Source organism: Palaeococcus pacificus DY20341 (assembly GCF_000725425.1).
GTDB classification, from domain to species: domain Archaea; phylum Methanobacteriota_B; class Thermococci; order Thermococcales; family Thermococcaceae; genus Palaeococcus; species Palaeococcus pacificus.
This window is the reverse complement of record NZ_CP006019.1, coordinates 1,534,536-1,560,167: the sequence shown is the minus strand read 5'-3', so window position 1 is coordinate 1,560,167 and position 25,632 is coordinate 1,534,536. Positions and strand designations below refer to the sequence as shown.

Sequence of the window (25,632 nt, the reverse complement as noted above, 5' to 3'; positions counted from 1 at the left end):
TTAAAGGAAGGTGAAAAAATGAGGAGAATTTTACCTGCCTTTATTATGGTCATGATATTTTTAATTCCTCTTTCTGGCTGTGTTAATAAAACCCCACCCGCAGAGCAAATAATAACGCCTGCAGACTCTCCGGAACTTCCCGAGAGAGGATTTTTCATGGGAGTTCTCCCAACTCCTGCAAAAGGACAAACTTTTGAGGAAGCATACTCACAGGCAGCTGAGTATGTCGAGTTTTCCCCTGTATGGGGGAGGCCCACTCCATTTTATTTCCTTGCAAGTGAACTCTCTGGAGAGTGGGGGCAAACGTTTGTGGAGGGCTACATAAGAAAAAACGGCATGTTTCCGGTTATCCATGTTTCATTTATAGGACCAAACATAACGCTCATAACACCTCCAAATATGAAAAATGCAACTCTCAGCGACCCCAAGTGGAGGGAGGCATATAAAAAGGCCGTCCTCGATGTAGTAAAAATCTCAAGGCCGCTTTATCTCTCTTTGGGCAATGAAGTTAATAGATGGTATGAAAAATATGGAGCTAAAGAGGGAGATCCTAATGGCTTTCAGCACTATGTTAGCCTTTATGAGGAGATATACGATGCTGTAAAAGAGCTATCACCTGAGACCAAAGTTTTCTGTACATTTGCTCGAGAGATTGTATCTGAAAATCGAGAAGCGAATCTTGAAGTTCTTTCACTTTTTAATCCTGATAAGATGGATCTCCTCGTCTTTACGAGCTATCCTTATGCTGTCAGGGGCATAAACCGCCCCCGCGATATCCCGGATGACTACTACTCCCGCGCGCTCAAATACATGCCGGGAAAACCCGTTGGTTTGATTGAGATTGGATGGCCATCAATTGAGGCATTTGGAGGTGAACAGGGGCAAACTGATTTTATACTCGAAGTGACGGGTCGCCTCACCAAAGAGCAGGGTGTCAATCTGCACCTCCTCGGCTGGGCATGGCTCCATGATTTGAATGAAAATGACCATCTTGGCCTTATAACCAGAGACGGTAAAGAAAAGCTAGCTTATAATGTTTGGGTGAGCATATCACGGCTAGGAAAGAGGGCGATGCCGACAATTCGGGAAGATACTATTCCTAAAAATGCCATTAAAATAATGCCAGAAATGGATGTATTCCCACCCATCCTCCATTCTGACGAGTGGAGCAAACCTGTGCCTTTAGAGGGGCCAATAAACACAGCCGGAGCGGAGGATTCTCCATTTGTGACACCAGATGGAAAGAATCTCTACTTTTTCTTCACTCCGGATGTCAATGTACCTCCACAAAAACAGCTCATTGATGGTGTTACTGGCATATGGTGGTCAAAGAAAATCAATGGAAAATGGAGCAAACCCATGAGGATTGTATTGGGGAGCAGTGAATCCCTCGATGGGGCAGTTTTTATTTTAAACGACACCATGTGGTTCGCCTCTGTTAGGCGCGGAAATTATGGAGAAGTTGACATATATACAGCAAAATTTAGAAATGGAAGATGGACGGATGTTAAGAATGCAGGAGAGCTTTTGAATGCCGTCTATGATGTGGGGGAGCTGTGTATCAGTCCAGACGGGAAGACGATGTATTATGGATGTGGTGGGGACATATGCATGATGGATTATGTAAACGGGTCATGGGTGAATCCGAGGAAGGTCCCGAATATAAATAGTGAACTTAATGAGGATCAGCCTTTCATAACTCCAGATGGCAATGAATTATGGTTCACCGGGCAAAGTCGGCTTGGATATCCCGGCCCTGCAATATTTAGATCTTTGAAAACAAAAGATGGGTGGAGTGAGCCAGAAGAAATAGTCTCTAACTTTGCTGGGGAGCCGGTGCTGGATGCGCAGGGGAACTTATATTTTGTGCATCATTATGTCACAAAAGATATGAAAATCATAGAGGCAGATATCTATGTAGCTTATAAAAAGTAGTTCTTAAGTGGAAAAAAGCAGCAAAGAAATTTTGAAGAAACTTTAATGCTCGTGCTTTCCAAAGTCCCCTTTTTCTCTCCAATTTTCATCAACTTCGAGCACTTGATGAATAAAAGCCTCGACGATGTCTTTAACTCTTCCATATGCACCTGTGACGACTTCTATTCCGAGGGAGTTGAAGTATTGAACGGCTCTATGTCCCATGCCGTAGGCTAAAACCACCTGCCCACCGTGTTCTTTTATGAAGTTTGGTAAATCTCCTGGCTGGTGTTCATCAAAGGGCACTTCAACAACTTTCGCACCTTTGATTTCATTCCCCTCGATATCTACGAAGGTGAAGTACTTTGCCCTTCCAAAGTGCTCACTAACTTCGCTTTCTAAGCCCTTATTATCCTTTGATGGAATCGCAATTCTCACAGCTATCACCAGTATAACATGAACACCACTTCATATAAATCTTGTGCATATGCACATTTTTCTAAACCTTTGGTTAATAACACTAGATTGAAAAAATTATTATAAAATGTGCTACGGTTTTTTAAAGTGGTGATACAAATGGAAGATCCAAAGTCATTGCTAGAGTTTGCTAAGAAGCTTCACGGGCATGTTTGTCCATATCTTGCTTTAGGAGTTAAAGCTTCGCTTATAGCTATGGAAGAACTTGGTGTTGGGAAGGCTGGCCTAAAAGAGAGCGTTGACGAGGGACTTTTGGCTATCGTGGAGACAAACAACTGTTTTACAGATGGTGTCCAAGCTGCTACTGGATGCACTTTAGGGAACAATTCGCTGATTTATGTTGACCTAGGCAAGAACGCATTTACCCTCGTTAAGCGTGGCACGTGGGAGGGAGTCAGGATTTACGTCGACTCTGAAAAAATCCGCACTAAGTACTTCCCCAAGGAAGCGCACGAGCTCTTTGACAAGGTGATTAAGAGGAGAGAAGGGACTGAGGAAGATAGAAAAAGAATGGCTGAGCTATGGGAAGAGTTGGCATATAAAATGCTCGAATTGCCGAAGGAGGCATTTAAAATTGAGAGAGTTGAGGTGGAGCCAATCGAACAGGCCCCAATATTTGAGAGTATTCGCTGTTCTAGGTGCGGCGAACTCGCTATGGCCACGCGTGTTGTGTATATTAATGAAAAGCCCTACTGCCTCAAATGTGCGGGTGAAAAGTACTATGCAGTTGTAGGCAGGGGTATAGTGGAGGGTGGTCAAGGTGGAGCTTAAAAAGCTCTTTGCCCTGCTCAGCGTCTTCCTCGTAGTGGCTTCTTTAAGCGGGTGCATCAACGAAAGTACACAGGTTAACACTTCGCTGAGCGTCGTAGATGCGTTGGGGAGGAGCGTTGAACTCCCTAAGAGCGTTGAAAAAGTAGTGTGTGCTGGGCCCGGTGCCTTAAGGCTAATTGTGTATCTCAACGCGAGCGGTATGGTGGTTGGAGTTGAGGACTTTGAAAAGAACTATCCTTATGGTAGGCCTTACGCAATAGCTCACCCCGAACTTAGAAATTTACCCTCAATAGGGCCTGGCGGTCCCGGAAAGCTCCCCAATTTAGAGGCATTGATAGAGCTCAAGCCCGATGTTATCTTTATGACTTATGTTGACGCAAAGACTGCAGACGAAATCCAAGAGAAAACGGGTATTCCAGTTGTGGTCTTGAGCTACGGTCAATTGGCTACTTTTGACGATGAAGAGCTCTTTAACTCGCTCAGACTCGCAGGTAAAATACTTAAAAAGGAAGAGAGGGCTGAGGAAGTAATAGCGTTCATTAAAAATGCTCAAGAGGACTTGATAAAGAGGACGGAGGGTGTAGAGAGCCCAACCGTTTACGTCGGCGGAATAGGCTATAAAGGGGCTCATGGCATCGAGAGCACTGAGGCAAAGTACCCGCCATTTGTTGTTGTTCATGCTAAGAACGTTGCCGACAAGCTTGGAGATGGGCACAAGTTCATAGACAAGGAGAAGCTCTTAGAGTGGGATCCAGAGGTAATTTTCATTGATGATGGAGGACTTTCGCTGGTAAAGGATGACTACTCGAAGAACAAGGAGTTCTACAACTCACTTAGGGCCTTTAAAAATGGCAATGTCTACGGTATACTGCCCTACAACTTTTACACCACCAACATAGGCACTGCCCTCGCTGATGCGTACTTTATAGGTAAAGTGCTCTATCCAGAGCGCTTTGAAGACGTGGATCCAGCTGAAAAGGCCGATGAGATATACACATTCCTCGTCGGAAAGCCTGTTTATAATGAGCTGATCAAACAGTTCGGAGGCTTTGGAAAGATTGACCTTGAGAATGGCAGTGTTGAGTATTCCTTGCCCACTTCACCTTAGGGTGGTAGCATGAACATAACCCACAGCTACTCTAGCTATGTAAAGAGGAAAGCAGTCTTTGGGACTATTTTACTTTTTCTTCTATTCTTGTCATTTGTTTTTTCTCTAAGTGTGGGCTCATATAAAATTCCCTTTGGCTCTGTCGTTAGAGCTATGTTGGGCATGGATTCCTCGAAAGCGAGTGTAGTTGTCTGGAATGTGCGCCTCCCGAGAGCTATCGCAGCTTTACTCGTTGGTGCTGGTTTGGCCATCTCGGGCGCTGTTATGCAAGTTTTGCTTAGGAATCCCCTGGCGAGCCCATTCACTATGGGCATCTCTCACGGTGCAATGTTTGGTGCTTCGTTAGCTATCCTTCTTGGTGCTGGAAGTGCCGAGAGCAGTGGCAGAATTGTTATAGTTGACCCTAATGTGGTTGTTGTTTTTGCATTTTTAGGCTCTCTATTAGCTGTTGCGGTTGTCCTAACGCTCGCCAAGCTTAAAGGGCTAAGTCCAGAGGCGATGATTTTGGCTGGTGTAGCTATGAGCTCGCTCTTTATTGCATCGACAACCCTCGTCCAGTACTTTGCTGATGAGCTTCAACTAGCGGCAATGGTCTACTGGAGTTTTGGCGACTTGGGAAGAGCCGTTTGGGAGGAACTCCTTCTTATAGCCCTAACACTCGTCCCCTCACTGCTCTACTTCTTCTTCAAGGGATGGGACTACAACGCCCTCGAGGCTGGAGATGAAGTTGCTAAGTCCCTTGGAGTTAGTGTGGAGAGAGTTAGGCTCTTTGGGACGCTGCTAGCTTCGCTTATAACAGCTGTGAGTGTAGCCTTTGTTGGAATAATAGGCTTCGTTGGCCTCATATGCCCTCATCTCGTTAGGCTTATAATTGGGAGTGACTACAGGTTTTTACTGCCGAGCTCAGCTCTTTTGGGAGCGCTTTTGCTCTTGCTGTCAGATACTTTGGCTAGGACGATAATTGCTCCCATGATACTCCCCGTTGGTGTGATAACCTCTTTCCTAGGAGCTCCACTCTTTGTTTACCTCCTCGTGAAGATGGAGGGGAGAGCATGAAGCTAAGAGTCGATGGCGTGGAGTTTTCATACAACGGCTCGGCCGTGCTGAAGGGCATAACCTTTGAGGCAGAGGCTGGAGATGTTGTCGCTGTTCTCGGTCCTAATGGTGCTGGGAAGTCCACGCTCTTGAGGTGTATAAACGCCATTTTAAAGCCTAAAAGAGGAGTTGTTCTTGTCGATGGGAAGACAGTTGGGGGAGACGTTGCCAAAGTTTTTGGTTACGTGCCCCAAAAGAGCGGTGGGAACTTTATGACAGTCTTCGATGCTGTGCTCTTAGGAAGAAAACCCCATATGGGACTAAGGCCCAATGAGAGGGACTTACAGATAGTTGAGGAAGTACTCGGCCTTATGGGGCTTAAGCGGATTGCCCTAAAGATGACCAACAAGATAAGTGGTGGGGAGCTTCAAAAAGTTGTGATAGCGAGAGCCCTCGCTCAGGAACCTAAAGTCCTGCTCTTGGATGAGCCCACAAATAACCTTGACTTGAAGAGCCAGCACGAGGTAATGAGGCTGGTCAGGCAAATCTCAAAGGAGAAAGGAGTTATATCAATAGTGGTAATGCACGACGTTAACCTAGCTTTGAGGTATGCGGACAAGTTCTTGGTGATGAAAAACGGTGAAATAATAGCCAGCGGCGGGAGGGAAGTGATAACACCTGGGCTCATAAAAGAGGTTTATGGGGTAGATGCCCACATAGAACACGTTAGGGGTATTCCCGTCGTCGTCCCAATTTAACCTCCGCTCAAGACAGGCATCACCTTTACTTCATCGTCGTCCTTTAAGACATAATTCCCTTTGGCCGACACGCCGTTGACGAGGATTATCTTATCGTGTAGCTCGTCGTAGCGCGGTATAACCTCCCTCAAAAGCTCATCAACTGTTTTTGGCCCATCGAGCTTGACTTCCAGCTCGCGTGCCTTAGCCAGGTGTGCCATGAGCCCCATAAGCTTGATTTTGACCATTTCCACCACCCCATTAGTGATTTAGTCTTATACTAAAAATTTATTGGGTTTCCTTTGAGTTCAAATACGGCAATGAAAAGGAGAAACAAAAGGGCAAAAAGCTCATTCGAGCTTCGTAACTTTCTCAAGCTCCGGGACAACGTCCTCTAAGCTGAGCTCCTTAAGTGTCTCCTTCTTTGGAATACCTCTCTCATCCCAGCCCCTGAGCTTATAATACTCGCTGAGCAAAGCGTCGTATTTGTCCTCTTCGAGGTGCATTCCCTTGTACTTTCCGCTCTTAAGACCCTCGATGAACCACCTCTTCGGTGGATAGTCCTTCTTCCTGTCCCATTCGCCGTTGAACTCCCTAATCCAGTAAGCCCTTATGAGGGCGTAAACTCTATCAGCTGCTTTATAGAGGTCGTCCCATGTGTATTTGACGCCTGTTATTGCCTCTAGGAGCTTTGGATAGTAGTCAAGGCTTAATCCCACTTCAACCCATGGTAGCCTACAAGCGGTGAGCATCTCGAAGAGACCACCCCTGAGGCGCTGGAGCTCTATGACCTTTGCTGCTTTCTCTGGGTCGTAGGTAATCTTGTACTCAACCTTCTTGGTCTGCTCACCCTCAATCGGCGCGCTTCCAATTTCCCATGCTATAACCCATGCCTCCTTGTGGTGGGCACCGATGGAGCTGGTGGCAAATGCCAAGGCCATAGCTGGATATATGTAGCTGTTGTAACCGCTGACCTCAAGTCCCTTGGCGTGCATGGCGAAGCTGTCATCGCCGAGTTTTTGGGCCATTCTCATGACACCTTCAGCGGCAAAATTGCCAAGCTCTCCCCTCCTGTGAGCAATATCCTCGACGAGCTGTCTCGCTCCTTTGAAGTCTCCGAAGGTTGGGCCTTCTTTGAGGAGTCCCCTCTCAACAGCTTCCATCACGAAGCTTATGGAGACACCGAGAGAGATTGTGTCGAGGCCGTACATGTCGGCGAGCCTGTTGAGGACGGAAACTTCATTGAGCTTTCCAATTCCGAGGTTTGAGCCGAGAAGTGCAACGTTCTCGTAGTCGAGCTCGCTCTCTCCACCTTCAGCGTCGAGGACGACGTTTCCACAGGGCATGTTACAATAGGGACATCCCCTCTGCTTTACCTTCATTCCCTCCATGGTGTATCCATCTATGCTCCTTGCGAACTCAAATGTTCCATCTTTAAAGTTGCACGTTGGTAAAGCACTGTTCTCGTTTGTCCACTCAACAGCAGCCATTGTCCCTTGTCTGTGCCAGAAGCCGTATGCTGGGGAGGATTGAATCTTATCATAAGCCTCCTTTGAGAGCTCCATAAGCTTCTTCTTATCTGCAACTGGGATTTCCTTCGTTCCTCTAATTACGACGGCTTTGAGCTTTTTACTTCCCATTACCGCACCCATACCGGGCCTTCCCGCAGCTCTTCCCTCTTGAGACATAACAACGGCGTATCTAACTAGATTCTCTCCACCCGGTCCTATGCTTAAAATACCGACGTTTTTACCGTGTATTTCCTTTAATTTGCGCTCGGTTTCAAAGGTATCGAGGCCCCAAAGACCATCGGCGCTCAAAATGCTAACGTTATCATTCTCGATATAAAGATAGACGGGCTTCTTAGCTTGACCCTCAACAACGATGGCATCGTAACCGGCTTTCCTTAAGTGAACAGTAGCCATTGTACCAAGGTTACCATCACCATAACCGCCGGTGAGTGGGCTCTTAGCGGCAACAACTAATTTACCACCGCTTGGGGTTGGAAGTCCGTTGAATGGACCAGCAGCAAATATGAGCTTGTTATCTGGGCCTAATGGATCAACACCCTTTGCTTCATCCCATAGAATCTTCGCAGCTAAACCCCTACCACCGATGAAGAGCTGTGCTACATCGGGAGAATACTCCTGCACCCAAACTTTGTTGTTAGTTAAGTCGACTCTTAAAATTCTTCCCCACCAGCCTTTCATAGAAACCACCGTATTTCATAGAGATGAAATTCTATAAAAGCTTTGAGTTCACAAAACGTTTTAACCCTCCTAATTTGCGAAAACACTATCATTTAACGAGATTTGCCCAAATAAGTTTTTCTGTTTATCAAAAATTTTCGAAGGATTTAATGATTTAAAATGGGCATGGCGAATAGTTTACAGTCCCTAATGCTCAAAATCGAACAATATCTGAACGGTCCGTTGCAATGATGCCAAGCCAAAAACGATTTTTAGGAGATAACCTAATTTCTATTGATGCCTATGTGGTTCAAGCGTGTTGATATTGAAGAGATTAAAAAAGCCAAACAGGCTTTGCCCCACTACTTCTCAATCATCAAGGGAGATGAAAAGCCGAACTTCTTTTATGCACGAAAAGTTGAAGTCAACTTTGATGAGAATGCTTCTCTTGAGGAGCTTTGGGAGGCCCATGAAGAGGGCATGGAGAAGCTTAGAAATGATGACTTCAGCGAAGCTCCCAAAAAGAGCCTCCTTGACTTGAAAGCACTAATAGCGGATAGAATCCTCGAGAAGTGTGAGCTCTGTGAGGTTAAATGTCATGTAAATAGAAAAGAGAGCATTGGCTACTGTCGTGTTAAAGAGAGCTTAATTGCAAGCGATTTCTTGCACTTAGGTGAAGAACCTGAACTAGTCCCTTCTTATACGATTTTCTTCAGCGGGTGCAACTTCCGCTGTGTTTTCTGCCAGAACTGGGACATAAGCCAGCACCGCGTTGGAGTTCACCATACCCCTAAAGAGCTGGCAAATAAGATAATGGTTGCCTATGCAAGGGGAGCTAAAAATGTGAACTTCGTTGGAGGCGAACCTACTCCAAACCTGCCCTTCATCCTTCAGGCACTCCGCCATGTCAAAGTGCCAATTCCCGTAGTGTGGAATTCCAACATGTATATGAGCGAGAAAGCAATGAAACTTTTGGATGGAGTGGTTGACGTTTATCTCGGGGATTTTAAGTGGGGAAATAACGATTGTGCATTGAGGTATTCAAAAGCTCCAAAATATTGGGAAATTATAACGAGGAACTTTCTCTTAGCGAAGAACCACTATAATGCAGAGTTTTTGATAAGACACCTTATTATTCCAGACCATTTAGAATGCTGCACAAGGCCTATCTTGGAGTGGATAAGCAAGAATCTGGGAAAAGAAGTTAGGGTAAACGTCATGTTTCAGTACCACCCAGATTATAAAGCGAGAGAGTACAAAGAATTAAACAGAGCTTTGACTTATGAGGAAATGCTCAAAGCTGCCGAGCTTGTGAGGGAGTTCGAATTGAAAAACACCATGGTGGGATGACATGGTAGCCCCGATACCAGTCCCTGGAGGAGTTTCGTATAGAAATGTGCTAATGTTAGTACTTCTATTTTTGCTCCTCTTTACAGTTAAAGCTTTGCTTGAGCGATACTTGGAGAGAAGGATGTTGAGAGAAAAATAACCATCAACCCCCGGCTCTTGCCAGTCTAAGGACTTCCATGAACTTTTCAATTTCTTCCTCACTGCCCTCTAAGGTTACTTTCCACCTGGGCATGCCGTGGAAGGGCTCACTTTCCTCAATTAGAGCATTCAAATTGACATTTGCTTTCTTCAAGATCTCCATGAGCTCATTAGGTGGAATCGCAGTTAAAATCTCCTTTATCATGCTCCCACACCTTATTTTTGAACAACGAAGAATACCCTACGGGTGTCTGGTTGAGGCTCACTCATGTCTTTTATACTTCCCCAACAGGCGAGCTCTTTAAAGCCTGCCTTTCTTAAGCATTCTCTAATCTCCCTTATGGTGTAACCCCGTTCTTTATGTTCTTCATCGATTCTGATCCATCTTTCCCCTTCTTTAATAAATCCAGTAATTTTTAGGGTGGCTATATCTTTTTCAAAATCGTAACTTGCACAGTGGATTTCAAAAAGATCTGGAGTATCCTGTTCGATATAACACGGATAACGTGTCCATCCAACTGCTAAGCCATATTTTGTATTCATGTCAAAAATGAAAAGTCCTCCTTTCTTGAGTGCTCTGTATACTCCAGCAAAGGCTTTTTCCAAATCTTCTAAAGTCAGCAAGTAGTTTAGGCTGTCAAACCAACAGGTAACTAAGTCAAATTCCTCATCAAAATTCAGAGAGCGCATATCTTGACAAATAAACTTCACATTCACATTTTCTTTTTTGGCTTTTTCTTTAGCAAACTTTAACATTTCTCTGGAAATGTCCACACCAACAATTTGAAAACCTCTTTTGGCCATTTCAACTGCAAATGTGCCTTCTCCACAGGCTATATCTAAAATCTTCTGCGGTTTTGCATCAAACTTTTCAAGTATTGTGGGGAGTATTTCGGCCATTTTTTCGCTAAATCGAGAATAACGACCCTTTACATAGAAATATGCAAAGTTTTTGTAGATTCTCATAAGCATCCCTCCTCTTGTTATGCGTTTCTCCTTTTAGCTTTTTTGAACCGAAAAGCTTATAAACTATTGATGCATATGTAATATTGAACTTACATATGGAGAGGTGAAGGAACATGAGAAAGAAAATATTAGGAATTGGGTTGTTAATGTTGGGCCTCTTTGGCCTAGTGTTTGGGGTAGTGGCAGCGTATCAAGGAGAGCCAGGGCCAAACCCTGATGCAATGCTTTATGCCCAAGAGGATATGCAAGCTGGAGCTCAGGCTATGGCTATGAAGGGCCATGGTCATGGAATGAGAGCTGAGGAGAGGGGCCAATACATGGGACTTGGAGTAAACGGTCAGTACTTGGAAGAAGTTGACGTTGACAGCGGTGAAGTGCAAGAGTACTTGAGCCAGCTCAGCGTTGAAGAGTTTACAAACCCAAGGGGAATTACAGTTCAAAAACTCGTCTACGATGGCGACTACGTCGGCAAGATAGTCGGTGACTATGACCTAAGCGAGCTCAGCATCTACAAGGCCTACGAGACAGTCAACGGCATTAAAGTATTCCTAAGCTACGGTGATCAAATAGTAGGCTTTTTCAGGATGGCCTGAACCTTCCACTTTTTTCTTTTTTGAGGTGGTGAAAGTGAAAATTTGGAATAAAATTAAAATGTTGCTTTTACTAATTGTAGATAATGGGGATAGTGTGAAAAATGTCGCTTCGGCAGTTCCTGTAGACTGGAGGGATAAGGAATGATGGAAGGATTTGTAAGACCAGAGTTCGTGCTCATAGGAGGATTTACTTTAGTGGTATTGTTCTTTGTGGTTATGTTTTTTATAGTTGGGGCATATTTCAAGGAATATTACAAAAACGAGGAAGCAGAATGTTTGAAAGCTGATTGTGGGTGATGGCCATGAAGTTGCCGAGGTGGGTTAGACCCACAATCGATGTTTTGCTGACGATTGACTTTATTGTAGCAGCACTTTCGGGAATTGCATTATACTTCGCTCCAAGCGGTAGGATTGCGGAAGTGACAGGATGGACGTTCTTAGGAATCAGCAGAGCATTATGGGACGCTTTGCACATATACTTTGGAATTGCAATGGTTCCTTTAGTAGGGATTCACATAGTGGTAAACTTAGCTCCCCTTGTAAATCAAGTTAAAGCCATGATCAGGGATAGGAAGACCAAGTCGATAAATGTGAAGGCCACATTAGGGCTAATCCTCGTCGTGATGGTGCTCATTGGAGGAGCGGTGGCTTACACATGGAACTCAATAGAGGGAGAAGAGGACACCTCCGAGATTACTTATGAGGATACCAACACCACGGTGAGCTACGACAACACCACCATTGAAATTACCGGGAGCATGTTGAAGAGCTACACTTTAGAGCAGATTGCCCAGCTCTACGATGTCCCTGTGGATGAGCTCATACGGGTTCTTAATGAGGACTATGGTATTGAGGCCCAAGCAGATGAGCTATTGGAGAGCATAGAGATTAAGAATGAACTTGATAGAGAGGTGTTTAAGGACATGCTGGCTGAAGCAATAATTAAAGTAAAGGAGGGCGGCTGAGGTGCCCGGCCCTTACTTCCCAACTTTTTATGGTGAGATGACAAGGACTGACTATTTAATCGTGGCTTTTTGGGCAGTGCTGCTCGTAATAATGACGGTATCAGTATACCTCATGAAGAAGAATTTGGATGCTATAGCTGATGAAATGAAAGAGATAAGCGCTGTGGCTCAGGAGCTCAGGAATGAGAGTGAAGAAATAAACAAAATACTAGAAGAGGTGTAGGATCATGAAAAGGCTTAGCGGCTTTATCATGTGCTCCCTTACTTCCATTTGCTTAGCTTTGAATGGCTGTCCCAGCGAAATTGTGAGCAACACACACTCGGAGCAGTTCTAATCTGCTGTTAAGCCCTAGTAGGTGCCCATTTAATATTTAAAGCAAAGAAAAGTATAATTAAACAAAGATAAACCCTCACGAACGTGATTAAACATAAGGAGTCAAGATCTCCTGCGTATTTTCCCTAATTTGAACAAACGTGAATTTTTGTTGACGATTTCGTGAAAAAAACTTAAATAAGAGTTTTTCATAAGAATAAAGTGAGGTGATTAGATATGGTGTGGAAAAAAGCCCTGGCAATAATGTTCGGGCTTTTAGTTTTAGCGAGTGGAGTGCCTCTCATCAAAGCCGAGAGCACCAACGTTGATATAAACGTGATAATATTAGTAAGCGACAACGAAGCGGATTGTGCCTTAGCTGACTACATTTCAAACTTAACCGATGTTGTCGTTGTAAAAACACCGTGGGGAGTTTACGACCCAAACATAACTGCTGATATAATAAGCCACGCGCCAGATGAAGTGATAATCCTAGGTGGACCTGTCGCCGTACCCGAGGAATACGTTGAAGACTTGCAAAACATAGGCATAACAGTCGAGAGATGGTGGGGAGAGAACAGGTACGAGACGAATATAGCAGTTATAAACAACGTCACACTAAAGTTCAACCTTCAACTGCAGAACAAGGTGATCTTAGCCGTTGGCAACGACACAATGGGAATACAAAAAGCTCTGGAGCTGGCGATTCAAGGGAGGGCTATGATGGTCTTTGTAAATCAAAACACGAACATTACAAGGACTATTAAGCAGTTAAAAGTTAAGGTGCAGGAGTTCACTATGATAGAGACACCTTACATGAACAAGACAATGCTTAGAGTTAGAGAGCAGCTTGAAGAAAAGCCTGAGTGCAACTGCACGAGAGTTCAAGTTAACATGACTGCGGAGAGAGCGCTTGAGGCAATAAACTTGGCGGAGGAGAAAATAGCCCTAGCCAAAGAACTCGCCCAAAATACTACAAATCCTGCAGTGGAGACCCTTTTGGCAATAGCAGAGAAGCAGCTTGAGGATGCAAAGGAGGCATACGGCAATGAAAAGTATGGCTCAGCATATGGTTTGGCAATAGCCGCAAAATCAAAGACAGATGTTATAATCAAGCTCGCTGGAGAAGATATGAGGAAGCAATTAATGGATAACACAAAGATGAAACTTGAAAGAGAGCTCGTTAGAGTTGAAGCACAGATAAGGGTAATGGAGAGAGTTGGTGTAAACGTAACAGTCGCTATTCAAATAATGGAACAAGTTAGGGCAGCGATTAAAAACGGCGACTACGACTTGGCCCAGGAGCTAATGGTAAAGCTAAGGAATGAGGTCAAGACGTGCTACATGAACGGAAAGGAAATGATGAGAGAGAATAAGCCAGCCCCTATAGGCAAAAAAGGAAAGCCTTGATCTTTTTTCTAGCTTATTTTTAGCATTCCTAAGGCTAAAATAAGCAGATGATATAATCAACTCACTAAATTCAAACATAATGTTTATTAATCCTTTTGAAAATATTCTCTTGGGGAATGGTGCCATGAAAACGGCACTTGTTTTTGCCATTATTGGGGTAGTATTGGTGGGTATTGCCGCGGGGTGTATAAGTCAGACTCAAGAAACATCAACGACTTCTACAACTCAGGGACAAAGAGGTCCCCCCGAAGGAAAAGGGCCAATAGCAATATCCGTTGGAGCAAATGGTAGCACTTCCATAGATGTGCAGACGCTCAAAGATTACATTGACTCAGTTCCCATGTCTCCATTAACGGATGAAGAAAAGCAAGGGATCCTTTGGATGCGTGAAGAAGAGAAATTAGCGAGGGATGTTTACTTAACACTCTACGAGAAATGGGATTTGCCGATATTCAATAACATAGCTAAGAGTGAGCAAACACATATGGATACAGTGAAGCTTTTAATTGATAAATACGGCCTTGAAGACCCAGTTATTGATGAGGTGGGGAAGTTCAGCAATCCAGAACTCCAAGAGCTCTACAACCAGCTCGTTGAGAAAGGGAGCAAAAGCGTTGAAGATGCGCTCACAGTGGGGGCAATGATTGAAGAGCTCGACATAGTGGACCTACAAAAATGGATTTCAAAGACCGATAAGCAGGACATAATAACGGTCTATGAAAACTTGATGAAGGGATCAAGGAACCACTTAAGGTCATTTGTATCAAATCTCAAGAACTACGGTATTACCTATGAGCCTCAATATTTAAGCAAAGAGGAGTATGAGGAGATAATAAACAGCCCAATCGAGACTGGGGATTCTGGCTGATGCTTTTCTCTTTTTATTTGCATGCTAAACAGTTGCCGAATAGGAACCATGTGATAATCCCAACTATAAATGCCAAAACATTGTAAATGTGGAACCTAACTAAATACTCTTTTGAGTTTCCATATTTCGCTTTGTAGAGCCTGTAGGAGATTAAGCTTGCTAAAGACCCTATGAGTGTGCCATACCCGCCAACACTTACGCCCCAGAGCAGAGCTCTCCAATTTTCAGTGAAGTCCGCTAGGAGGAGAGTAGAGGGAACATTGCTTATAACTTGGCTTAGAAGCGCTGATGTAAGAAAAACTTTTTGAGGTGAGTCGAGTGAGAGACTGATTATATGCATCATGTTGTCAGTGAATCCAAAGAACGCTAAGAACGTTCCGAGGAGGAAGTAATCTACCTTCAAAGCTTCTCTGTCTTTAATAAAAGCGTAGACTATGGGGATTATGCCAATCAACAGCGGAACGATTCTCAAAACTGCCATTATAAAAAGTAAGAAAAAGGTTAGATAGAGATACGCCTTTTCTTGGAGTTTAGCCACATTGGCATTGAAATGCTGAATGTTTGTGTTTTTCCACGAGAGAAGGAGCACAAATGCAATGGACATGAATGTGAATGGAGCAATTGTTTTGACAAATTCGGCTGGATGAACGTGGTAATGGTAATAGATGAAAATGTTTTGGGGGTTTCCAAAAGGAGTGAGCGCTGAGGCTCCATTTGCTGCTATTGTTTCCAATATGATCAGCATCTCCACGTTTTCAATCTCCAGCGCAAGCGTTAGTGGAACAACTGTTAAGAGGGCCACATCGTTGGTTATGAACATTGAAAGCACAGCCGTTAGAAGTATAAGCCTTGTTCCAATGTGATTTCCTTCAAATCTTGATGCTAAAGCCTTTAGAAAGCCGCTCTTTTCTAAACCTTTTATTATGACTAAAAACACAAACAGCGTGAAGACAACTTTAAAGTCGTTTAGAGGATACGAGGGTATTCTTTTTGCATACAAAGAAGTTATAAATAGTGCAATTAATGATAGGGAGAATAACCATTCTTCGATGAGCATCCTTGTGAGCGTTTTTTCGCTTCTCATGGCGCGAGGTGAGTACTGCTCGCTTTTTAATCCTTGTGCTTTAACCGAAAACTTTATAAACTATTGATGCATATGTAATATTAGACTTACATATGGAGAGGTGGAAGAACATGAGGAAAAAATTGTTGGGAATTGGATTGTTGGGGATCCTCTTTGGAGTGATCCTTGGTAGCGTAGCTGCGATGCCGTGGTGGGCAGAGACATGGGATAAGGGTCAAGCGGTTGAAGATAGGCCATATATTGGAATCTACGAGACAAGCAGTTTAAGCCAAGAGGAGATTGATGGCTTACTCTACATGCGTGAGGAGGAGAAGTTGGCGAGGGACGTTTACCTAACGCTCTACGAGATGTACGGTCTTCCAGTATTCCAAAACATTGCCCAAAGCGAGCAAACGCACACCGATGCAATACTCTCACTCATTGAGAAGTACAACCTCACCGATCCGGCAGTTGACGAGGTTGGAGTCTTCACAAACCCAGAGCTCCAAGAGCTTTACGACCAGTTAATCGTTCAGGGAAGCCAGTCATTAGAGGACGCTTTGAAGGTTGGTGCACTGATAGAGGAAGTTGACATTAAGGATCTGGAGGAGTGGATAGCTAAGACCGACAACGCGGATATAATCCAAGTCTACGAGAGCCTCATAAGCGGCTCAGAGAGCCACTTAAGGGCATTCACAAGGACGTTGAGCACTTATGGTGTGAGCTATGAGCCTCAAGTTATCAGCGAGGAGCAATATCAAGAGATAGTTTCAAGCTCAATGAGCAGAGGCCAAATGGGAAGAGGCATGAAAGGGTTTGGAGGTAGAAGATGAGCTTTCGTTTTTTCTCTAACCTTTAAAGAAGGAGGAGGTAAATATGGAAGCTGTTAAAGTTTGGCACTTCGTTGAATATGGCGAATTCCCAATTGAGGAGATTGATGTTGAGGAAATTAAGGAAGATGCTCTAAAAGTCCTCAAAAAGGTAAAAATTGAGAAGTTTAAAACATCTAAAGGAATTGTTCAAAAGCTCAGCGACAGTTATGGACACTACATTGGGAAAATTGCTGGTGATTACTCCATTGATGAGCTGAGCATTGGAAGTGCGTATCAAACACCTTTTGGGGTTAAAGTGACGCTTGACTATGGAGAAACAATCGTGGGATGGCTTTATCTGCCTGAGTGAGGTGAGAAATATGAGAGGATTTGGAGGGCCAATGATGGGAAGGAGGAGATGGGGTTTTGGCTGGGCCTTTTGGGGCTTTGGATTCCTTTGGATATTTATTTTGTTTTTTAGGCTGGCCTTCCTGTTGCTGCCGTTCCTCCTAATAGCTGGCCTGATATATGCACTCTTTAAGAGATAGCGTGGGGTCAGAATAATCGTTTTAACATCACCCGGAGCTCCCCAAGTTTCCCCCTCACCCCAGCGTTCCCATCAGAACAACAGAAAACAATTCAAATGCGTATTCGGATACCCTCTTAACCTTTAACGGTCCCACTGAAAGAACGCTGAATAAGGGGGTAACTTAGGGGGCATGAAGGATGTCAGAATACCGCCAGAACCGGTGCCCCCAGATGGAAAGGTTTTTATCTTTCTTCAACATTTATTCATGTAACCAAAAGATGTCTTATGTAACAAATTTCTACGTGATGACTATGGTCGAGACAATAGGCGAACTGGCACTAATAGGAGAAGCATTGAGCTCACCAATAAGGATTAGAATACTTAAGATGCTCAGCGAAAAGGAATGGTATGTCTACGAACTCGCCAAGGAACTCAATATATCACGCCAGCTGCTCTATCTCCATTTAAAAAAGCTTGAGAAGGCCAGTTTGGTTGAAAGCGAACTTCGCTTAGAGCCTGGAGATCCGAGGGCTAAGAAGTACTACAAGGCAAAAGCTTTTAGGATTTTGATTGATAATGATGTTATAAAAAATCTGAAGGAGGAGTGAGAAATGCCGTATAGCGGAACGCCAAGCGGATGGATTTCAATTGTCTTGGGGCTTATATTGATAGTGATAATGGTCTTCGCATTTTACCAGATGAACAAAACTTTAAGTGAGCTTAAAGTAGAGCTCAACAACTTAAGGAACTCTCTTGAAGAGACAAAGAAAAACACCGAAGAGGTCAAGAAAAAGCTTGAAGAAGTTTGATCTTTAATTGTCGTTTTTCTTCTCATGATTGCTTTTTAACATCAATCAACTTAGACATACGTAAATGTTATAACTCTTTTGCTACATAACATAATCTTGCATTAATGCATATTTGTATTCTGGGGTGATACATTTGCCGCTTGAAGAAGTCATGAAAAGGGGCCACGGGAATTTTGAGGTTGTGATAAGCAAAATCTCATCTCTTCTTGGAAATGAGAAGGTATCCACAAAGGAAGTTGACTTGTTATCATACAGCCACGATTATTGGCCTATAACTTTACACTGGATGCTTGAGGGAAAAGTTCCCGCGCTTCCTAACGCAGTAGTCTGGCCTGAAAGTACAGAGGATGTTGTAAAAGTTGTAAAGATTGCTTATGAAGAGAAAGTCCCAATTTATCCCTATGGTGGGGGTTCAGGAGTTTTAGGTGCTGCGGTTCCTGAGTATGGTGGAATAGTGCTCGATTTGAAGAGGATGCGCTCTCTTGAGCTTTATGAGGACGACCTGCTTTTAGAAGCACATGCTGGAGTGAATGGCTACTATCTCGAAAAATACCTCAATAAAAAGGGCTATACTCTAGGACACTTTCCGCAGTCGCTCTATCCATCGACTGTAGGAGGATGGATAGCAACGAAAGCGACGGGACAGTTTTCTACTAAATACGGTGGAATAGAGGATATGGTGCTTGGACTTGAGGCTGTTCTTCCTTGGGGAGATGTGATAACATTGAAGCCTCATGCGAGGAGTGCAACGGGCCCTGACTTGAAAAAGCTTTTTATAGGGAGTGAAGGGACGTTAGGGGTTGTCACAAAAGCGTGGCTCAAAGTTTGGCCCTATCCTGAAGAGAGAATCATGCTCTCATTTGCATCGGAAGGTTTAGAGGATGCGCTACTCTCAGTGCGTCGTATTCTACGGAGAGGAGCAAAACCTGCAGTAATCAGGATTTACGATAAAATCGAGACTAAAAGGCACTTTTACAAGTTTGACGAGGCCTATGGAAAAGTTGCCACAGTAATGATTATCGAAGGGGACTCAAACATAGCGAGCGCAGAGAGGAAAATTGTGGAAGAGGAGTTCAAAGGCAAGCCATTGGGGGAAGAGCTCGTAAAACGCTGGCTCAAAACGCGCTTCAACGTTAAAGAAGCTTCCGAATTTGCTCCACTGGGCGTTGTTTTTGACACAATTGAGGTTTCTGTCCACTGGAGCAATGCATTAAAGCTTTATAATAATGTTATCAATGCGATGCGCTCTGTTAAAGGCGTTCTCTTTGCATCTGCGCACGCTTCGCACTTTTATCCGCAAGGAGTATGTTTCTACTTCACTTTCGCAAGCACTCCAAGGGGGAAGAGTCCAACTGAGTTCTATAACGACGTTTGGAACGCGGCCATGAAAGCTACCCTCGAAAGTGGAGGGGCTATAAGCCATCATCATGGGATTGGACGGCAAAGGAGGAAGTGGCTCAAGGAAGAACTGGGGAGCGCTTTCGAGCTTCTTAGGAGAGTAAAGAGAGCCCTTGATGAGCGAGAGGTTATGAATCCAAGGGACATGGGGGTGTGAGGATGCACGGTAAATGGGACTGGCTCCGTGATGAAGTTAAAGGCTTTGGGCTCATTAGAAATGCTCCAACGATTTTTAAGTTCATAAGCGGCAAGCTCTCAGGTCCAGATGACTTAGTAAAGTGTGCTCTCTGCCCAAACATGTGCCGCCATGCTTGTCCAATAAGCATAGTGGATGGAAAGGAAACGACTTCTCCTGCAGGAAAATCAAGGGTGGCATTTTTAATAAGGGAAGGGAAAGTTGAGCTTAACCTAAAGAACCTGGAACCTCTTTACATGTGTCTCTCATGTGATGCCTGTTCCCAGTGGTGCCCCTTTGAGTTCTCGGTAGCTGATTTGATAAGGCCCATTAAAGAAGAGGCTGTTGAGAAGGGAGTGACTTTTGAGGAGTTCAAAGAGGTGTTTGAGAACTTAGAAAAGCATGGCTACGTTTATGGTGAGCCAAGGGAAGAAAAAGTGTGGAAAGCGAGAGGTGAGGTTCTCTACCTGAGGGGCTGTGCAATAAGGGAAAATTATCCTACGTTGACAGATAAAGCGCTCTACGTTCTCGATAAGCTCGGCCATAAAGCTTTCACTATCGAAGAGAAGTGCTGTGGAGTTCCAGCTTATAACCTTGGCAATAAGGAGCTTTTCAAAAAGCTTGCTAAAGAGCAGGCGGAAAGGATAAATTCGAGCGGAGCTTCTCTCGTAGTTGTCTCGTGTCCCTCCTGTGCCTACGCTTATAGAGTTCTCTATCCAAGGTATGGTGTAAAGATCGAGCCAAAAGTCGTACACATTGCCGAGTTGTTGGAGGAGAACCTTGAGAACATTAGAGCAGAGGGTGTTGTGACGTTTCACGACCCGTGCAAGCTTGCCATAGGTCTTGAGAAGCCAGACACATTGAAGAACGTGCTCTCTAAAGTGGAGGGACTTGAGGTCGCGGCTCCAAGGAGGAGCGGAAAAGAGACATTCTGCTGTGGCCATGGTGGAAGTGCAGTATCGCGCCTAAATCCAAAACTTGCTGATGAAATAGCTAGGGAAAGGGCGAATGAGCTTGGAGAGGAAGCTAAACTGGTTATAACTGCCTGTCCAACATGTAAAATGGCGCTTGAAGGTGTGGGTGATTTAAAAGTCCTAGATTTGGTGGAGTTTATTCACGACCTCCTGAGGGATGAGGATGCTCGAATCGAAGGTGGCTAAGACTTTGAAGAAATTCCCCTACGAAATTTCTTTTGAGATTAAGGATGGTATAGTATTCCTTTACGGCAAAGTGGGGAGCTACGAAGAGTGGGTTGAAATAGGGCTTGCTGTAGGAAAGATTAAAGGTGTCGAGGGGGTGGTGAATGAGATTAAGTGGAAGGGCTATCCGGAAGATAGAGTTAAAGAGAGATGGGAGAGGAGAAAAAGGATTTTTGAAGAGAACAAGAGGAAGATTGTTGGAGAATACGAGGTTGTAATAATTGGAGGAGGAGTGATAGGGACTGCAATTGCGAGGGAGCTTTCTAAGTACAAAGTTAGCGTTGCCCTACTCGAGAAGGGGCCTGATGTTGCTTTAGGTGCCTCGAGAGCGAACAATGGTATGATACACCCAGGAGTTGCTCCTCCAAAGAATACGCTCAAAAGAGAGCTGAACATCAAAGGAAACGCCATGTACGACGAGCTTTGTAGAGAGCTGGGGGTTCGCTTCAAGCGCGTTGGAAGTCTCTGGCTTATAACACCGAGAACGCTCGAAGCTTACAAAAAATATCTCCCTGGACCGCTCTACATGTTCGTCTTAAAATACATTGCTCCATGGGCTGTTAAGTTCAAGGGTATGAGAAATGGCGTTAAGGGAATTAAAATTCTTAGGGGGAGGAAAATTTTTGAGATGGAGCCCAATGCAACTCGAGAGGCTGTGGCAGCGGTTTATGTTCCTTCAACTGGGATTTTGGATCCTTATGAATTAACCATTGCGCTGGCGGAGAACGCCAAAGAGAACGGCGTTGATATTCACTTAAACACAGAGGTTGTTGGTTTTCTTAAAGAGGGAAGTGAAATTAAAGGTGTTGTGACGAACAGGGGCACGTTTTTATGCCGCTATGTAGTTAATGCTGCTGGAGTCTATGCGGATGAAATAGCGGAGCTTGCAGGAGCGAGGGAGTACACAATTCACCCGAGGAAGGGGGTGGAATTACTCTTCCACAAGGATCTTGGCGAGTTAGTTAATCACTGTCTCTCTGAACTTAGGTTTCCTTCGCATTCTCGGAGCAAGGGTGGGGGAATAAACCCCACGGTTCACGGCAACGTGATTTGGGGGCCTACGGCTGTTGAGGTGCCGGATAAGGAGGACACAACCGTTAAGCGTGAGGAAATAGATTTCATTCTCAAGCGCTACTCTCCGATAATGTCTGATTTTCCGAGGGATAAAATCATAAGGTACTTTGCGGGTATTAGAGCACCTACGTTTACTGAAGACTTTATAATACGGCCAGCCAAGTGGGTTGGGAATTTTCTTCATGTTGCGGGAATTCAGTCGCCGGGGTTAGCTTCAGCACCAGCGATAGCAGAGTATGCTGTTGAGAAGCTTAAGGAGATGGGCCTTAAACTTGAGAGTAATCCAAATTTCAATCCCAAGAGAGAGCCCATGCCTTCTGCAGCGGAGATGAGCTTAGAGGAGCTTAATATTAAAATAAAGGAAGATCCACGGTGGGGCAATATAGTGTGTACATGTGAGATGGTCTCTGAGGCGGAGATTGTGGAGGCAATAAAACGAGGAGCTAAGAGTATAGATGCGATAAAAAGGCGTACGAGAGCGGGAATGGGCACGTGTCAAGGGAGTTACTGTACTCTTAAAATAGCTGCCATTCTATCGAAGGAGCTTGGAGTTCCAATTAATGAGGTCGTAAAGGAGAGCAATGAGGCAAAGCTCTTCAATGGGCCTGTTAGAGGTGAGGCCCTATGAAGGACGTCGTTGTAATTGGTGGCGGCCCTTCTGGGCTTGCAGCGGCATCAAAATTGGCGGAGAAGGGATATGATGTTGCACTAATTGAGAGAAAGGAAGAGTTGGGAGGTGTGCTTGACCAGTGCATCCACGACGGCTTTGGAACAAAGCTCTTTAGAAAAGCTCTCTCAGGCCCTGAATTTGCAGGATTTTTCATCGATAGGGTCAAAGCCCTTAGTGTTGAAGTCCAATTCCAGTCTTATGTGAAGTCCGTCAGCGTTAGAAATGGGATTAAGGAGATCGTGAGTGTAAGTCCGAGAGGAGTTGAGCGCATCGAGACGAAGACGATAGTCTATGCGTTAGGGTGCAGGGAAAGGCATCAATTCGAGATAAAAATTGGGGGTACGAGACCAGCGGGAGTTTATACCGCGGGAATGGTGCAAAGATTAGTGAACCTTTACGGCGTTCTTCCGGGAAAGAACGTCGTTATAGTAGGCGGCGGAGACGTGGGGATGATAGTGGCTAGGCACCTCTATTTAGAAGGCGTTGAAAAAATCTTAATTGTCTTCCCCGAAGAGTTCTTCGCGGGCCTCCCAAGGAACGTGCAGCAGTGTGTTTTGGACTTTGGGATTCCATTTAAGCCGCGCACTATCGTTAAGGAAATTGTTGGAAAGAATCGGGTCGAAGGTGTTGTTTTGGTAAGGGTTGATGAGAGATGGAATCCAATTCCAGGAAGCGAGGAGTTTTACCCATGCGACACGGTGATACTCTCAGTTGGTCTTATTCCATATTCGGCGAAGCTTCAAAAGCTCGGAGCAAGGATAGACCCTAGGACGCGCGGCCCAGAGGTAAACGAATTCTTTGAGACGAGCGTGAGCGGAGTTTTCGCCGTTGGAAACTTGGTGCAGATATTTGACTATGTCGATGACGCGGTGGAGAGCGCTCAAATAGCTGCTAATGGCGTGGAAAAGTACCTCAATGGGGAGCCTAAGCGTAAGGAGCCGATATTATTGAAGCCGGGTGAGAACATTAGAACGCTGACTCCTCATAGGATTGAGTGGAATGATGAGAGGAACGTCGTGGCTTTCTTTAGACCTGCTGTAGAGATGGGAAACGCCATTGTAGAGCTAAGAGATGGTGAGGGGAACCTGCTGAAAAAATACTTTAAACGATATATCAGACCTTCGACGCTTGAGCGATTGGAAATTCCTAGAGAAGTTTTAAATGGCTCTAGGGAGGTGTTCTTAAGTGTCTCAAGACGCTCGTGAGTTTCTATGCATCCGCTGCCCTAAAGGTTGCCGCTTAAAGGTTGTTCGTAAGGATGATGAAATTAAAGTAGAGGGAAATGAATGCCCCCTTGGAGAGAAATACGGGCGGGAAGAGCTTCTCAATCCGAGGAGAATAGTAACCTCGACAGTTAAAATTTTGAATGCGATGTATCCTCGTTTGCCTGTAAGAACTGCCGAACCAGTGCCTAAGGATAAGATAATGGATGTAATTAAAGCTCTAAAGGGCGTTGTTATTGAAGCGCCTGTTAAGAGAGGGCAAGTTGTTTTAGATGATGTTGCAAACACTGGAATTCCTGTGATTGCGGAAAGGGATATGGAGCGTGTTGGGGAATGAGCTATTTTTTGGTCTTGGATGTTGGCACAACAAATGTTAAAGCTTTGGCGTTTTCAAAGGAAGGAAACCTCTTGGAGAGCCTTGAGGAAAAGCCTAAGATGCTCTACCCTCAGCATGGCTGGGTAGAGGAAGATCCCATAGAAGTAATTGAGATAATCTACAGGCTTATAGGAAAGGTTGAAGGAAAGTATGGAAAGCCTTTGGGATTGGTTTTGACGAATCAAAGGAGCTCTACTATTCTCTGGGATAGAGGGAGTGGAGAACCCCTTTATAATATGATAACCTGGCAGGACACGAGAACGAACGAGCTCGTTGAGCAGTTTTCTTCTCAGTTCATGGTAAGATTGGGAAACGCTCTTGGAAAAACCCTTAGACTCCTCTCAAAGCCTCTCCCCTTCATAAAACGCACAAAGAAAGGTGCCTACCTCGTCACATTGGCTTATATAAGCTTTGGGACAACGCACTCTTCAATGCATATTCGCTGGCTCATGGACAACGTTGAGGGCGTTAAAAGTGCCGTTCAAAGAAAAGAGGCATTCTTCGGCACGCTTGATTCATGGATAGTTTGGAATTTAACAGGAAAACACGTGACTGATTACACTAATGCAAGTGCTACGGGTATTTTTGATCCCTTCTACCTAAAGTGGAGCGACAATATAATGAAAATCGTTGGAATTCCAAGGAGCATTCTTCCACGCTTTGTCCCTAATGACTCCCCTATCGGAGAAGTAAAGGACTATGATGTGCCCCTTCTAACTACGATAGCTGACCAGCAGGCTTCTCTTTATATGGCGGGCGTCTCCAAAGGGACTGCGAAAATGACGAACGGTACGGGGACATTCATAGATCTAAACGTTGGTGAGAGACCCTATCCTGGGAATAGAGGTCTATATCCTATGGTGGCTTTAGGAACTAGGAATAAAACTCTCTACCTCCTCGAGGGCTCCGTCTTCACTTCGGGTTCGGCTGTGGACTGGCTCATTAGTGTTGGCTTAATGGGGGATTATTCAGAAATTTCAAAAGCCTTTGATCACAAAGGCGAAGAAGTAATTTTCATTCCTGCTCTCTCTGGGTTGGGGACGCCCCACATCAAACCTGAAGTGAAGGGAGCTATTTTTGGAATAACGAGAGGAACGAAAAGGGAAGATATAATTAGGGGGCTGATAACGGGAATAGCAATGCGCTGTGGGGAAATAATAGAGTTCATAGAAAATATTTCCGGAATACGATTGAGTACAATTGTGGCCGATGGAGGTCTCTCAAAGAGTGATGAGCTCCTTCAGCTGATTGCGGATTTTTCCGGGAAGGAAATATTGAGGCCAATATATCTCAATGGCTCCGCTTATGGGGCGTACATGCTTGCAAAAGCGGTTTATGAAAAGAAAGATGTTATAACTGCCTGGGAGCAGCCCATGTTCGATGGAAAATTCGCTCCAAGGAGAGAAAATAAAAATCTCAAAGAAGAATGGAAAAGGAGGATAACAAAGCTTATTGAAATGAGCTAGCCTG

The 25,632-nt window shown here is 44.5% G+C and carries 30 protein-coding genes; 24 read left to right on the top strand and 6 right to left on the bottom strand.

The features are described 5' to 3' along the window. The first annotated feature begins 18 nt into the window (after positions 1 to 18). Positions 19 to 1,935 (top strand): PD40 domain-containing protein, encoded by a 1,917-nt coding sequence (locus PAP_RS08490; RefSeq protein ID WP_048165601.1) that lies wholly within the window; start codon positions 19 to 21, stop codon positions 1,933 to 1,935. A 42-nt stretch (positions 1,936 to 1,977) separates the two neighbouring features. Here PAP_RS08490 and PAP_RS08485 read toward each other — a convergent pair whose 3' ends face one another. Continuing rightward, a complete protein-coding gene (locus PAP_RS08485) occupies positions 1,978 to 2,352 on the bottom strand; it encodes a NifB/NifX family molybdenum-iron cluster-binding protein (protein WP_048165600.1) in 375 nt (124 codons plus the stop codon). A gap of 138 nt (positions 2,353 to 2,490) precedes the next feature. Here PAP_RS08485 and PAP_RS08480 point away from each other — a divergent pair, with 138 nt between their 5' ends. The 4 genes from PAP_RS08480 to PAP_RS08465 are packed head-to-tail and all read left to right on the top strand — an operon-like array spanning position 2,491 to position 6,063. After that, positions 2,491 to 3,162 carry an FmdE family protein gene (locus PAP_RS08480; RefSeq protein ID WP_048165599.1) on the top strand — a complete coding sequence of 224 codons (672 nt, stop codon included), beginning with the start codon at positions 2,491 to 2,493 and terminating at the stop codon, positions 3,160 to 3,162. Further along, positions 3,152 to 4,270 (top strand): iron ABC transporter substrate-binding protein, encoded by a 1,119-nt coding sequence (locus tag PAP_RS08475; RefSeq protein ID WP_144368017.1) that lies wholly within the window; start codon positions 3,152 to 3,154, stop codon positions 4,268 to 4,270. The genes PAP_RS08480 and PAP_RS08475 overlap by 11 nt, the downstream gene beginning before the upstream one ends. A 9-nt stretch (positions 4,271 to 4,279) precedes the next feature. Next, on the top strand, positions 4,280 to 5,326 hold the full coding sequence (locus PAP_RS08470) for a FecCD family ABC transporter permease (protein WP_048165598.1): 1,047 nt from the start codon (positions 4,280 to 4,282) through the stop codon (positions 5,324 to 5,326). After that, positions 5,323 to 6,063, top strand: a complete 741-nt coding sequence (locus tag PAP_RS08465; protein ID WP_048165597.1) for an ABC transporter ATP-binding protein — start codon at positions 5,323 to 5,325, stop codon at positions 6,061 to 6,063. Before PAP_RS08470 ends, PAP_RS08465 begins: the two co-directional genes overlap by 4 nt. Here PAP_RS08465 and PAP_RS08460 read toward each other — a convergent pair. Next, positions 6,060 to 6,290, bottom strand: a complete 231-nt coding sequence (locus PAP_RS08460) for a MoaD/ThiS family protein (RefSeq protein ID WP_048165596.1) — start codon at positions 6,288 to 6,290, stop codon at positions 6,060 to 6,062. The two genes, PAP_RS08465 and PAP_RS08460, sit on opposite strands and share 4 nt — an antisense overlap. Positions 6,291 to 6,392: 102 nt before the next feature. Then, positions 6,393 to 8,252, bottom strand: coding sequence for a tungsten-containing formaldehyde ferredoxin oxidoreductase (gene for / locus PAP_RS08455; protein WP_048165595.1), 1,860 nt, complete (start codon positions 8,250 to 8,252; stop codon positions 6,393 to 6,395). A 276-nt stretch (positions 8,253 to 8,528) separates the two neighbouring features. Between for and PAP_RS08450 the strand changes: the two genes are divergently transcribed. Both PAP_RS08450 and PAP_RS10300 read left to right on the top strand, forming a co-directional pair. Next, positions 8,529 to 9,581, top strand: a complete 1,053-nt coding sequence (locus PAP_RS08450) for a radical SAM protein (protein ID WP_144368016.1) — start codon at positions 8,529 to 8,531, stop codon at positions 9,579 to 9,581. A gap of 1 nt (position 9,582) precedes the next feature. After that, complete coding sequence (locus PAP_RS10300) at positions 9,583 to 9,720, top strand: hypothetical protein (protein ID WP_158442511.1); 138 nt, start codon at positions 9,583 to 9,585, stop codon at positions 9,718 to 9,720. 3 nt (positions 9,721 to 9,723) lie between these two features. On the opposite strand, the gene PAP_RS08445 is transcribed toward PAP_RS10300, so the two are convergent. Then, a complete protein-coding gene (locus tag PAP_RS08445) occupies positions 9,724 to 9,924 on the bottom strand; it encodes a TIGR04140 family protein (protein WP_048165593.1) in 201 nt (66 codons plus the stop codon). Positions 9,925 to 9,935: 11 nt separating this feature from the next. Then, positions 9,936 to 10,685 carry a class I SAM-dependent DNA methyltransferase gene (locus PAP_RS08440; RefSeq protein WP_048165592.1) on the bottom strand — a complete coding sequence of 250 codons (750 nt, stop codon included), beginning with the start codon at positions 10,683 to 10,685 and terminating at the stop codon, positions 9,936 to 9,938. A 113-nt stretch (positions 10,686 to 10,798) separates the two neighbouring features. Here PAP_RS08440 and PAP_RS08435 point away from each other — a divergent pair, with 113 nt between their 5' ends. The 6 genes from PAP_RS08435 to PAP_RS08415 all read left to right on the top strand — a co-directional run bounded on the left by PAP_RS08435 (position 10,799) and on the right by PAP_RS08415 (position 14,834). After that, the gene (locus PAP_RS08435) at positions 10,799 to 11,278 is read left to right on the top strand and encodes a hypothetical protein (RefSeq protein ID WP_048165591.1); all 480 of its coding nucleotides are present in this window, start codon (positions 10,799 to 10,801) and stop codon (positions 11,276 to 11,278) included. Positions 11,279 to 11,419: 141 nt separating this feature from the next. Then, on the top strand, positions 11,420 to 11,575 hold the full coding sequence (locus PAP_RS10295; RefSeq protein WP_158442510.1) for a hypothetical protein: 156 nt from the start codon (positions 11,420 to 11,422) through the stop codon (positions 11,573 to 11,575). Continuing rightward, on the top strand, positions 11,575 to 12,243 hold the full coding sequence (locus PAP_RS08430) for a DUF4405 domain-containing protein (RefSeq protein ID WP_236626982.1): 669 nt from the start codon (positions 11,575 to 11,577) through the stop codon (positions 12,241 to 12,243). Before PAP_RS10295 ends, PAP_RS08430 begins: the two co-directional genes overlap by 1 nt. A 37-nt stretch (positions 12,244 to 12,280) precedes the next feature. Continuing rightward, positions 12,281 to 12,466 carry a hypothetical protein gene (locus tag PAP_RS08425; protein ID WP_144368014.1) on the top strand — a complete coding sequence of 62 codons (186 nt, stop codon included), beginning with the start codon at positions 12,281 to 12,283 and terminating at the stop codon, positions 12,464 to 12,466. 327 nt (positions 12,467 to 12,793) lie between these two features. Beyond that, the gene (locus PAP_RS08420; RefSeq protein ID WP_048165588.1) at positions 12,794 to 13,966 is read left to right on the top strand and encodes a cell wall-binding repeat-containing protein; all 1,173 of its coding nucleotides are present in this window, start codon (positions 12,794 to 12,796) and stop codon (positions 13,964 to 13,966) included. A 79-nt stretch (positions 13,967 to 14,045) separates the two neighbouring features. Continuing rightward, a complete protein-coding gene (locus PAP_RS08415) occupies positions 14,046 to 14,834 on the top strand; it encodes a DUF2202 domain-containing protein (protein WP_330217305.1) in 789 nt (262 codons plus the stop codon). A 13-nt stretch (positions 14,835 to 14,847) separates the two neighbouring features. On the opposite strand, the gene PAP_RS08410 is transcribed toward PAP_RS08415, so the two are convergent. Continuing rightward, positions 14,848 to 15,918 (bottom strand): SLC13 family permease, encoded by a 1,071-nt coding sequence (locus PAP_RS08410; RefSeq protein ID WP_048165586.1) that lies wholly within the window; start codon positions 15,916 to 15,918, stop codon positions 14,848 to 14,850. A gap of 110 nt (positions 15,919 to 16,028) precedes the next feature. On the opposite strand from PAP_RS08410, the gene PAP_RS08405 reads away from it, so the two are divergent. From PAP_RS08405 to PAP_RS08360, 11 genes are all read left to right on the top strand, one after another. Next, positions 16,029 to 16,730 carry a DUF2202 domain-containing protein gene (locus PAP_RS08405; protein WP_048165585.1) on the top strand — a complete coding sequence of 234 codons (702 nt, stop codon included), beginning with the start codon at positions 16,029 to 16,031 and terminating at the stop codon, positions 16,728 to 16,730. Between the two features lie 43 nt (positions 16,731 to 16,773). After that, on the top strand, positions 16,774 to 17,079 hold the full coding sequence (locus PAP_RS08400; RefSeq protein WP_048165584.1) for a hypothetical protein: 306 nt from the start codon (positions 16,774 to 16,776) through the stop codon (positions 17,077 to 17,079). Positions 17,080 to 17,089: 10 nt separating this feature from the next. Further along, positions 17,090 to 17,257 carry a hypothetical protein gene (locus PAP_RS10340; RefSeq protein ID WP_169738673.1) on the top strand — a complete coding sequence of 56 codons (168 nt, stop codon included), beginning with the start codon at positions 17,090 to 17,092 and terminating at the stop codon, positions 17,255 to 17,257. A gap of 292 nt (positions 17,258 to 17,549) precedes the next feature. Beyond that, on the top strand, positions 17,550 to 17,846 hold the full coding sequence (locus PAP_RS08395) for an ArsR/SmtB family transcription factor (RefSeq protein ID WP_048165583.1): 297 nt from the start codon (positions 17,550 to 17,552) through the stop codon (positions 17,844 to 17,846). A gap of 3 nt (positions 17,847 to 17,849) precedes the next feature. Further along, positions 17,850 to 18,047 (top strand): hypothetical protein, encoded by a 198-nt coding sequence (locus PAP_RS08390; protein ID WP_048165582.1) that lies wholly within the window; start codon positions 17,850 to 17,852, stop codon positions 18,045 to 18,047. Positions 18,048 to 18,180: 133 nt separating this feature from the next. Continuing rightward, positions 18,181 to 19,602: an FAD-binding oxidoreductase gene (locus PAP_RS08385; RefSeq protein WP_394296780.1), complete on the top strand. Its 1,422-nt coding sequence runs from the start codon at positions 18,181 to 18,183 to the stop codon at positions 19,600 to 19,602. 2 nt (positions 19,603 to 19,604) lie between these two features. Further along, complete coding sequence (locus tag PAP_RS08380) at positions 19,605 to 20,780, top strand: (Fe-S)-binding protein (protein ID WP_048165581.1); 1,176 nt, start codon at positions 19,605 to 19,607, stop codon at positions 20,778 to 20,780. Then, positions 20,752 to 22,521: an FAD-dependent oxidoreductase gene (locus PAP_RS08375; RefSeq protein WP_236626980.1), complete on the top strand. Its 1,770-nt coding sequence runs from the start codon at positions 20,752 to 20,754 to the stop codon at positions 22,519 to 22,521. The genes PAP_RS08380 and PAP_RS08375 overlap by 29 nt, the downstream gene beginning before the upstream one ends. Then, positions 22,518 to 23,768 carry an NAD(P)/FAD-dependent oxidoreductase gene (locus PAP_RS08370; RefSeq protein WP_048165580.1) on the top strand — a complete coding sequence of 417 codons (1,251 nt, stop codon included), beginning with the start codon at positions 22,518 to 22,520 and terminating at the stop codon, positions 23,766 to 23,768. Before PAP_RS08375 ends, PAP_RS08370 begins: the two co-directional genes overlap by 4 nt. Then, positions 23,749 to 24,123: a DUF1667 domain-containing protein gene (locus tag PAP_RS08365; protein WP_048165579.1), complete on the top strand. Its 375-nt coding sequence runs from the start codon at positions 23,749 to 23,751 to the stop codon at positions 24,121 to 24,123. The genes PAP_RS08370 and PAP_RS08365 overlap by 20 nt, the downstream gene beginning before the upstream one ends. Continuing rightward, entirely contained in the window at positions 24,120 to 25,628 is a 1,509-nt protein-coding gene (locus PAP_RS08360) for an FGGY family carbohydrate kinase (protein ID WP_048165578.1), read from the top strand. The genes PAP_RS08365 and PAP_RS08360 overlap by 4 nt, the downstream gene beginning before the upstream one ends. Positions 25,629 to 25,632: the final 4 nt, after the last annotated feature.

Excerpts from the sequence above, each read along its gene's own strand:
- PAP_RS08395 (WP_048165583.1), top strand. The coding sequence starts at position 17,550 with ATGGTCGAGACAATAGGCGAACTGGCACTAATAGGAGAAGCATTGAGC.
- PAP_RS08370 (WP_048165580.1), top strand. The coding sequence starts at position 22,518 with ATGAAGGACGTCGTTGTAATTGGTGGCGGCCCTTCTGGGCTTGCAGCG.
- PAP_RS10340 (WP_169738673.1), top strand. The coding sequence starts at position 17,090 with ATGAGAGGATTTGGAGGGCCAATGATGGGAAGGAGGAGATGGGGTTTT.
- PAP_RS08410 (WP_048165586.1), bottom strand. The coding sequence starts at position 15,918 with ATGAGAAGCGAAAAAACGCTCACAAGGATGCTCATCGAAGAATGGTTA.
- PAP_RS08450 (WP_144368016.1), top strand. The coding sequence starts at position 8,529 with ATGCCTATGTGGTTCAAGCGTGTTGATATTGAAGAGATTAAAAAAGCC.
- PAP_RS08380 (WP_048165581.1), top strand. The coding sequence starts at position 19,605 with ATGCACGGTAAATGGGACTGGCTCCGTGATGAAGTTAAAGGCTTTGGG.
- PAP_RS08470 (WP_048165598.1), top strand. The coding sequence starts at position 4,280 with ATGAACATAACCCACAGCTACTCTAGCTATGTAAAGAGGAAAGCAGTC.
- PAP_RS08460 (WP_048165596.1), bottom strand. The coding sequence starts at position 6,290 with ATGGTCAAAATCAAGCTTATGGGGCTCATGGCACACCTGGCTAAGGCA.
- for (WP_048165595.1), bottom strand. The coding sequence starts at position 8,252 with ATGAAAGGCTGGTGGGGAAGAATTTTAAGAGTCGACTTAACTAACAAC.
- PAP_RS08490 (WP_048165601.1), top strand. The coding sequence starts at position 19 with ATGAGGAGAATTTTACCTGCCTTTATTATGGTCATGATATTTTTAATT.
- PAP_RS10295 (WP_158442510.1), top strand. The coding sequence starts at position 11,420 with ATGATGGAAGGATTTGTAAGACCAGAGTTCGTGCTCATAGGAGGATTT.
- PAP_RS08390 (WP_048165582.1), top strand. The coding sequence starts at position 17,850 with ATGCCGTATAGCGGAACGCCAAGCGGATGGATTTCAATTGTCTTGGGG.
- PAP_RS08480 (WP_048165599.1), top strand. The coding sequence starts at position 2,491 with ATGGAAGATCCAAAGTCATTGCTAGAGTTTGCTAAGAAGCTTCACGGG.
- PAP_RS08420 (WP_048165588.1), top strand. The coding sequence starts at position 12,794 with ATGGTGTGGAAAAAAGCCCTGGCAATAATGTTCGGGCTTTTAGTTTTA.
- PAP_RS08435 (WP_048165591.1), top strand. The coding sequence starts at position 10,799 with ATGAGAAAGAAAATATTAGGAATTGGGTTGTTAATGTTGGGCCTCTTT.
- PAP_RS08400 (WP_048165584.1), top strand. The coding sequence starts at position 16,774 with ATGGAAGCTGTTAAAGTTTGGCACTTCGTTGAATATGGCGAATTCCCA.
- PAP_RS10300 (WP_158442511.1), top strand. The coding sequence starts at position 9,583 with ATGGTAGCCCCGATACCAGTCCCTGGAGGAGTTTCGTATAGAAATGTG.
- PAP_RS08415 (WP_330217305.1), top strand. The coding sequence starts at position 14,046 with ATGTTTATTAATCCTTTTGAAAATATTCTCTTGGGGAATGGTGCCATG.
- PAP_RS08375 (WP_236626980.1), top strand. The coding sequence starts at position 20,752 with ATGAGGATGCTCGAATCGAAGGTGGCTAAGACTTTGAAGAAATTCCCC.
- PAP_RS08445 (WP_048165593.1), bottom strand. The coding sequence starts at position 9,924 with ATGATAAAGGAGATTTTAACTGCGATTCCACCTAATGAGCTCATGGAG.
- PAP_RS08430 (WP_236626982.1), top strand. The coding sequence starts at position 11,575 with ATGGCCATGAAGTTGCCGAGGTGGGTTAGACCCACAATCGATGTTTTG.
- PAP_RS08405 (WP_048165585.1), top strand. The coding sequence starts at position 16,029 with ATGAGGAAAAAATTGTTGGGAATTGGATTGTTGGGGATCCTCTTTGGA.
- PAP_RS08425 (WP_144368014.1), top strand. The coding sequence starts at position 12,281 with ATGACAAGGACTGACTATTTAATCGTGGCTTTTTGGGCAGTGCTGCTC.
- PAP_RS08360 (WP_048165578.1), top strand. The coding sequence starts at position 24,120 with ATGAGCTATTTTTTGGTCTTGGATGTTGGCACAACAAATGTTAAAGCT.
- PAP_RS08465 (WP_048165597.1), top strand. The coding sequence starts at position 5,323 with ATGAAGCTAAGAGTCGATGGCGTGGAGTTTTCATACAACGGCTCGGCC.
- PAP_RS08440 (WP_048165592.1), bottom strand. The coding sequence starts at position 10,685 with ATGAGAATCTACAAAAACTTTGCATATTTCTATGTAAAGGGTCGTTAT.